Source organism: Actinocrinis sp. (assembly GCF_035946395.1).
In the GTDB taxonomy this organism is placed as follows: Bacteria; Actinomycetota; Actinomycetes; order Streptomycetales; family Catenulisporaceae; genus Actinocrinis.
On the sequence record NZ_DASYZI010000332.1, the window covers coordinates 22,699 to 30,067 of the forward strand.

The following is a 7,369-nucleotide window of genomic DNA, read 5'->3' on the forward strand; positions in this document are numbered from 1 at the left end:
GGACCGTGCGACTCCCCTCCGGCAGCCCGCATTCGCCCGAATGGCGTTCGTTCGTCCGGCCTAACGCGTGATCAGGCGAAGCGTCACTCCCGCCGGTCAGTCGGCGGGGCGCAGCGAATCAAGCAGTTGTTCCAGGTCGTCCGGGCGGATCAGCACGTCGCGGGCCTTCGCCCCCTCCGAGGGGCCGACCACGCCGCGCGATTCGAGCAGGTCCATCAGCCGCCCGGCCTTGGCGAAGCCGACCCGCAGCTTGCGCTGGAGCATCGAGGTGGAGCCGAACTGGGTGGAGACGACCAGCTCGGCGGCCTGAAGCAGCAGCTCCAGGTCGTCGCCGATCTCCTCGTCGACCTCGCGCTTCTTCTCGCCGGTCCCGGTCACGTCCACCCGGTACTCGGGCTTGAGCTGCTCCTTGCAGTGCTTGACGACCGCCTCTATCTCCCGGTCGGCCAGGTACGCGCCCTGAAGACGGACCGGCTTCGAGGCTCCCATCGGCAGGAACAACGCGTCGCCCTTGCCGACCAGCTTCTCCGCGCCCGGCTGGTCCAGGATGACCCGCGAGTCGGCCAGCGAGGAGGTGGCGAAGGCGAGCCGGGACGGCACGTTGGCCTTGATCAGCCCGGTGACGACGTCCACGCTCGGCCGCTGGGTCGCCAGCACCAGGTGGATGCCGGCGGCGCGGGCCAACTGGGTGATCCGGACGATCGAGTCCTCGACGTCGCGCGGCGCGACCATCATCAGGTCGGCCAGCTCGTCCACGATCACCAGCAGGTACGGGTACGGCCGGTACTCGCGCTCGCTGCCGGGTAAAGGCTGTAGCTTTCCGGAGCGCACCGCCTTGTTGAAGTCGTCCACGTGCCGGAAGCCGGAGGCGGCCAGGTCGTCGTAACGCAGGTCCATCTCGCGCACGACCCACTGGAGCGCCTCGGCGGCCTTCTTCGGCGAGGTGATGATCGGGGTGATCAGGTGCGGGATGCCCTCGTACGAGGTCAGCTCGACCCGCTTCGGGTCGACCAGCACCAGCCGCACCTCGTCCGGGGTGGCCCGGCACAGGATCGAGGTGATCAGCGTATTGATGCAGGTGGACTTGCCCGCGCCGGTGGCCCCGGCGACCAGGATGTGCGGCATCTTGGTCAGGTTGGCGGTGATGTCCCGGCCCTCGACGTCCTTGCCGAGGGCGACCAGCATCGGGTGGTGGTCGGAGATCGCGGTCGGCGAGCGCAGGATGTCGCCGAGCGCGACCATCTCCCGGTCCATGTTCGGGATCTCGATGCCGATGGCCTGCCTGCCCGGGATCGGCGAGAGGATCCGCACGTCCGCCGAGGCGACCGCGTAGGCGATGTTCTTCGACAGGGCCGTGATGCGCTCGACCTTGACCGCCTGGCCGAGTTCGACCTCGTACCTGGTCACCGTCGGGCCGCGGGTGAAGCCGGTGACCTGCGCGTCGACGGCGAACTGCTCGAAGACGCTGGTGAGCTGCTCGACCACTTGGTCGTTCGCCTTCGAGCGCACCCGCAGCGGGGTGCCCCTGGCCAGCAGGTCGGCCGAGGGCAGTTCGTATACGACGTCACCGGAGAGAGTCAGCTGTTCGACCCGCGGCACCAGCGGCACGTCTTCGTCGGGGGACCGCGTACGGCCGCCCTTCGCAGAGCCCGCCGACTCGCGCGGCGGCTTACGCTCCTGCACCGGGAAGGGCAGCATGACGGTCGGCTCGGCCTCGCCCGGGTCCGGCTCGGCGTCCGGGAGCGCGTCGCCGAGCGGCAGCCCCTCGGCCGGGTCGAGCGGCCGGGGCCGGCGGCGCGCGGGGCGCTGTGGCCGCGGCAGCTCGGTCGGATCGGTCGAGTCGTCCACGAAGTCGGCGGGCAGTTCCTGCGGCGGCGGGGTGCCGTGCAGTGCCCGGTACAGCAGCACGTCGGCCTTGGCGCGCAGCGAGCGCAGCCGGTCCGGGATCCGGTAGACCGGCGTGGCGGTCGTCACCAGCAGGCCGAAGAAGACGACGAGCAGCAGCAGCGGCACCGCGAGCCACTGGCTGAGCACGGCGGAGATCGGAGCGGAGGTCAGGTAGCCGAGCCAGCCGCCGCCGTGCCGCATCGCGCGCGGGCCCATCGGCGGCGTCGGCGCGCCCCGGCCGATGTGCACGAGGCCGACGACGCCGAGGGTGAGCGCGGTCATGCCGATGGCGATCCGGCCGGCGCCCTCAGTGGTCTCCCTCGGGTGTCGCATGACCCTGATTGCAAGGCCGATCAGGACGAACGGGACCAGCTTGTCCAGCACCCCGACGCCGCCGGTGACCACGGTGACCAGCGCGTTGCCGACCGGTCCCGGCAGCTGGCGCCAGACCGCCGCGCCGACGACGAGGGCGGCCGCCAGCAGGGCGAGACCGATCCCGTCGCGGCGGTGGTCCTCGTGCAGGATGGGTTCGCCGGAGCCGCGCCCCCGGAACAGCTGCGCGACGGCGCGGGCCACGCCCATCCAGATCAGGGCTATGACGACGGCGAGCCCCTGCCAGGCCAGCGGGAGCGGTCCCCTGGTGATCGTTCGCGTCGGATTGGCCCGGCGCGCACGTCTGGCGGCGGGCGAGTTGCCGGTGGCGGCGCTCGCGCGGCGTGCGGCGTTCGAACCGGCAGCGCTCTTCGTGGCGGCGTTCCTGCCGCCGGAGTTCCCCCGCGCGGCGGACCCCTTGGCTCCCTTGGCCGCGGACGCGCCCGAGGGCGCGTTCTTCTGACGCGTCGGGGGCGTCCGGGCAGAAGTCGCCATGCTCCGAAGGCTAACGGAAGATCATCCCGTACGGGCGCTGCCACGCCGTACGGACACCTGACACGGCCTCAGAGCCACTAGGCCACCTGAGCTATGGAGGCACGAGGGGCTATTGAACTGTGGGGTCGGCAGGGTACGGCGTGTGACGCGTGCGATCGTTAGGCAGAGGGTTGTGCCCATACTGAACTGAAGGTTTGGGCACGGCCCGACAACGCGGCGAGCGTACGTGACAGGCAACGCGACCTCAGCCACACAGCTCCACACCCCACGCCGCGTCAGGCGAGCGCGTCTATCGCAGAGCGCAGCCGGGCCAACCGTGTGCCGAGCACGTCCACGGTCGCGGCCAGTTCCTCGCGCGGCACCGACTCGCGCAGGCCGTCCCCGGCGATCTTCTCCAGGGTGCGGGTGTGCTCCTCGACCGCGGCCAGCCGCGCGGACAGCTCCGCGACCAGCTGCGAACCACTCTCCCGGATCTCGCCCCTGCCGCCTTCGGCCAGCCGCTGCGCCAGCAGCGCGGCCTGTTCCCGCAGCATCTGGTTCTTGCGGTGCAGCTCGACGAACACGGAGACCTTGGCGCGCAGGATCCACGGGTCGAAGGGCTTGGACAGGTAGTCCACCGCGCCGGCCGCGTAGCCGCGGAAGGTGTGGTGCGGACCGTTGGAGACGGCCGTCAGGAAGATGATCGGAATGTCCTTCGTACGCTCGCGCCGCTTGATGTGCGCCGCCGTCTCGAAACCGTCGAGGCCAGGCATCTGCACGTCCAGCAGGATCACCGCGAAGTCGTCGGTGAGCAGCGCCTTCAGCGCCTCCTCGCCGGAGTTCGCGCGCACCAGCGTCTGGTCGAGCGCGCCGAGGACGGCCTCAAGGGCCACCAGGTTCTCCGGCCGGTCGTCGACCAGCAGGATCTTCGCCCGGTCTGCCACGCGTTCCGTCGCCTTCCGTCAGCGGCGGCCGGGGTCCTCCGGCCGCCTGTCCGTTTCCGCGATCGGTCTACCGTACCGGTCGACCGTCCTCGTCGGCATCAAGCCAGCTCCTGATCAGGGCTAGCAGCTGGTCTATGTCCACCGGTTTCGTCACATATTCGGACGCGCCGGCGTCCAGCGCCTTCTCCCGGTCGCCGTGCATCGCCTTCGCGGTCAGCGCGATGATCGGCAGGTCGGCGAAGCGGTCCATCCGGCGGATCGCGGCCATGGTCGCGTAGCCGTCCATCTCCGGCATCATGATGTCCATCAATACCAGATCGATGTGATCCGCACGTTCGAGTACGTCGATTCCCTCGCGGCCGTTCTCCGCGTAGCGCACCGACAGGCCTCGTTGTTCCAAGACACTTGTCAGGGCGAAAACGTTGCGTACGTCGTCGTCGACGATCAGAACCGTTTCGCCGTCGAACCGGCCGGCGAACCGCGGCGCGTCCTCGCGTGCCGCGTCCTTGCCGAGGAACATCTGACCGTTGGCCCTGTTGCCCCTGCCCCGCTCGCCCCGCTCGCCGCGGTCGGCACTGCCCGCGGAGGCCAGTGCCTTCTCCATGGTGTGCGCGTCGATCACGCCGCGCTGCTCGGGCACCCGGCCGCCGACCTGCCGGATCGCCGGCTCGGCGGCCTGCTCCAGCGGCAGGTAGAGCGTGAAGACCGAGCCCCGGCCCAGGGTCGAGCCGACCGTGATGCCGCCGCCGAGCAGGTGCGCGATCTCCCGGCTGATCGACAGGCCGAGGCCGGTGCCGCCGTGCTTGCGGCTGATGGTCCCGTCGGCCTGCTGGAAGGCCTCGAAGATGATGCGCAGCTTCTCCTCGGCGATGCCGATGCCGGTGTCGGCCACGGTGAACGCGATCGCGCGGGCCGACGCGGTGGAGTGGGCCTCGACGTCAAGCACCATGCCGAGCGGGATGCTCTCCTCGACGGTGACGCGCAGCTCCACCGTGCCGGACTCGGTGAACTTCACCGCGTTGGACAGCAGGTTGCGCAGGATCTGCTGGAGCCGCTGCTCGTCGGTGTGCAGCTCGGCGGGCACCTTCGGGTCGAGCCGGATGTTGAAGTCCAGGCCCTTCTCCACGGTCAGCGGGCGGAAGGTGGCCTCGACGTACTCGACCAGCGTGCTGACGGCTATCGGAGCGGCCTGCACGTCCATCCGGCCCGCCTCGATCTTCGAGAGGTCCAGGATGTCGCTGATCAGCCCGAGCAGGTCGGAGCCCGCCGAGTGGATGGTCTCGGCGAAGTCGACCTGCTTGTCCGTCAGGTTGGCATCGTTGTTGTCCGCCAGCAGCCTGGCCAGGATCAGCAGGCTGTTGAGCGGGGTGCGCAGCTCGTGCGACATGTTCGCCAGGAACTCGGACTTGTACTTCGAGGCCAGCGCCAGCTGGTCGGCCCGCTCCTCCAGCGCCTGCCTGGCCTGCTCGATCTCCGAGTTCTTGACCTCGATGTCCTTGTTCTGCCTGGCCAGCAGCGCCGCCTTCTCCTCCAGTTCGGCGTTGGAGCGGCGCAGCTCCTCCTGCTGGCGCTGGAGCTCCTCGGAGCGGTCCTCCAGCTGCGCGGTCAGCTGCTGGGACTTGATCAGCAGGTCCTCGGTGACGCTGTTGGCCATGATGGTGTTCACCGTCACGCCGATGGTCTCCACGATCTGGTCGAGGAAGGCCAGCTGGATCTCGGTGAACCGGTGGAACGAGGCGAACTCGATGACCGCGAGCACCTGGGACTCGAACAGCACCGGCAGCACGATGAGCGAGGCCGGGGCCGCCGAGCCGAGGCCGGTGGAGATCTGGAGGTAGTCGCCGGGCACCTGCTCGACCAGGATCGGGCCGCGCTGGGCGGCGGCCTGGCCGACCAGGCCCTCGCCGATGCGGAACCGGACCGGCGCGCCCGCGCCGCTGCCGCCGGGCAGGCCGGTGAGCCGGCCGTAGCCGGCCAGCATCCGCACCGAGTCGAACTCGCGCAGGTAGAAGGCGCCCTGCTGGGCGTTGACCACCGGGGTCAGCTCGGCCATGATCAGCTGCGCCACGGCGAACAGGTCCCGCTTGCCCTGCATCAGGCCGCTGATCCGGGCCAGGTTGCCCTTGAGCCAGTCCTGGTCCTGGTTGCGCCGGGTGGTCTCGCGCAGGTTCGCGATCATCTGGTTGATGTTGTCCTTGAGCTCGGCCACCTCCCCGGACGCGTCGACGTCGATCTGCTGGGTCAGGTCGCCCCGGGTCACCGCCGTGGCCACCTCGGCGATCGCGCGCACCTGGGTGGTCAGGTTCCCGGCCAGCTGGTTCACGCTCAGGGTCAGCCGCTGCCAGGTCCCGGACACGCCCTCGACGGTGGCCTGGCCGCCCAGCTTGCCTTCGGTGCCCACCTCGCGCGCCACACGCGTGACCTCGGCGGCGAACGCGGAGAGCTGATCGACCATCGTGTTGATCGTCGTCTTCAGCTCCAGGATCTCGCCGGAGGCGTCCACGTCGATCTTCTTCGTCAGGTCACCGCGCGCCACCGCGGTGGTGACCTGCGCGATGTTACGCACCTGGCTGGTGAGGCTGTTCGCCATGCCGTTTACGTTGTCGGTCAGGTCCTTCCACGTCCCGGCGACGCCGGGCACCCGCGCCTGACCGCCGAGCTGGCCTTCCGTACCGACCTCACGAGCGATACGCGTGACCTCGTCCGCGAACGCCGAGAGCTGGTCGACCATCGTGTTGATGGTGTTCTTCAGCTCCAGCACCTCGCCGCGCGCGTCAACCTCGATCTTCTCGGTCAGGTCGCCGCGGGCCACCGCGGAGGCGACCTGGGAGATCTCACGCACCTGGCTGGTCAGGTTGTTCGCCATGAAGTTGACGTTGTCGGTCAGGTCCATCCACGTGCCGGCCACACCGCGCACCCGGGCCTGGCCGCCGAGGCGACCCTCCGTGCCCACCTCGCGTGCCACACGCGTGACCTCGTCGGCGAACCCGGAGAGCTGATCGACCATCGTGTTGACGGTCTCCTTCAGCTGGAGGATCTCGCCGCGCGCGTCCACGGTGATCTTCTGGGAAAGGTCTCCGCGCGCGACGGCCGTGGTGACCTGCGCGATGTTACGCACCTGGTTGGTCAGGTTGTTCGCCATCAGGTTCACCGAGTTGGTGAGGTCCTGCCAGGTGCCCGCGACGCCCGGGACCTTGGCCTGGCCGCCGAGCTGGCCCTCGGTGCCCACCTCGCGCGACACGCGGGTGACCTCATCCGCAAAGGCCGAAAGCTGATCGACCATCGCGTTGACGGTGTTCTTCAGCTCCAGCACCTCGCCGCGCGCGTCGACCTCGATCTTCTCCGACAGGTTGCCGCGCGCCACGGCCGTGGTGACCTGCGCGATGTTACGCACCTGGTTGGTCAGGTTGTTCGCCATGAAGTTGACGTTGTCGGTCAGGTCCTTCCAGGTCCCCGCGACGCCCGGCACAGCCGCCTGGCCGCCGAGCTTCCCGTCGGTACCGACCTCGCGCGCGACACGCGTGACCTCGTCCGCGAACGCCGAGAGCTGATCGACCATCGTGTTGATGGTCTCCTTCAGCTCCAGCATCTCGCCGGCGACCTCGACCGTGATCTTCTGCGAGAGGTCGCCGCGCGCCACGCCCGTGGTCACCCCGGCTATGTCGCGCACCTGGGCGGTCAGGTTCGCGGCC

At 69.6% G+C, this 7,369-nt stretch carries 3 protein-coding genes; all 3 read right to left on the reverse strand.

Annotated elements, in window-relative coordinates; genetic code table 11:
- Window positions 1–96 precede the first annotated feature (96 nt).
- Window positions 97–2,754: a DNA translocase FtsK gene (locus tag VGS97_RS20735; protein ID WP_326855265.1), complete on the reverse strand. Its 2,658-nt coding sequence runs from the start codon at window positions 2,752–2,754 to the stop codon at window positions 97–99.
- A gap of 275 nt (window positions 2,755–3,029) precedes the next feature.
- Complete coding sequence (locus VGS97_RS20740; protein WP_326855266.1) at window positions 3,030–3,677, reverse strand: response regulator; 648 nt, start codon at window positions 3,675–3,677, stop codon at window positions 3,030–3,032.
- A 67-nt stretch (window positions 3,678–3,744) separates the two neighbouring features.
- On the reverse strand, window positions 3,745–7,369 hold a 3,625-nt coding region (locus VGS97_RS20745; RefSeq protein WP_326855267.1), incomplete at its 5' end, for a HAMP domain-containing protein.

What these genes read in the sequence shown, in the direction of transcription:
- VGS97_RS20735 (WP_326855265.1), bottom strand. Translation starts at nt 2,754, where the DNA reads ATGGCGACTTCTGCCCGGACGCCCCCGACGCGTCAGAAGAACGCGCCC.